Here is an 868-nt window from a genome sequence, read left to right on the forward strand (position 1 = left end):
TTTTCTTAACGTGCATACATCGCACCACCATCTGCATCAATCACAAGACCACTTAGATAGGAGGCCTTCTCAGATGCTAAGAAAACAACCAAATTAGCAATTTCTTCCGGTTTCTGTGGTCTACCAAAAGGCAAACCAGGAAGAAGTTCTCTCCACCTATTTTCATCACCCAATTGATATTTGGCACGTTCCTTGTAAAGCTTAATCAAGCGATCTGTCTCAGTTGGACCGGGATTAACACCCAATACCCTCACCCCTGATTTAGAAGAGTAGCCACCTACCGCTTTTGTAAACGTAATCAAAGATGCGTTAGCCATAGAACCACAAACATAATCATAGGATGGCGCAGCTCCAGCCATACCGATGATATTAATAATCACGCCAGATTTTCTTTGAATCATCTTGGGTAAAACATCCCTAATGGTGTTGATATAACCAAAGACCTTGAGATCCCAAGCTTTGCGCCACCGCTCATCATCAATAGCATCCAACCCACCACCAGGTATTGCCCCAGCGTTATTAACCAAAATATCCACATCAGCTAATAACTCAGCCATTCTTGTTTGAGCATCAGGAGCACTCAAATCAACAGCATACCCAGTAACTTTCTGGCCATATGTTGCTTGTAACTTTTGAAGTGCATGCTCAATTGATTGCGATTGGCTACTAACGACTGCAACCTCTGCTCCTTCAGCCAAAAATAATTCAGCGCAAGCATACCCAATACCTTTTGAACCACCTGTAATAAGAACCTTCTTAGATTCGAGATTTAGATTCATGAGTGATATACCTTTTTGCAATCATGCTTTTTCATGCTTCTGCACACTAAAAATAAGCCCCATTGATTCAAGGCTAGGCCCTATTAATT

The 868-nt window shown here is 41.7% G+C and carries 1 protein-coding gene; it reads right to left on the minus strand.

Annotation, left to right across the window (positions count from 1 at the left end):
* Positions 1 to 5: 5 nt before the first annotated feature.
* On the minus strand, positions 6 to 779 hold the full coding sequence (locus ICV01_RS07215; RefSeq protein WP_215286996.1) for a short-chain dehydrogenase/reductase: 774 nt from the start codon (positions 777 to 779) through the stop codon (positions 6 to 8).
* Positions 780 to 868 lie beyond the last annotated feature (89 nt).

Origin of the sequence: Polynucleobacter sp. MWH-Spelu-300-X4 (genome assembly GCF_018687515.1) — a bacterium.
Lineage (GTDB): Bacteria > Pseudomonadota > Gammaproteobacteria > Burkholderiales > Burkholderiaceae > Polynucleobacter.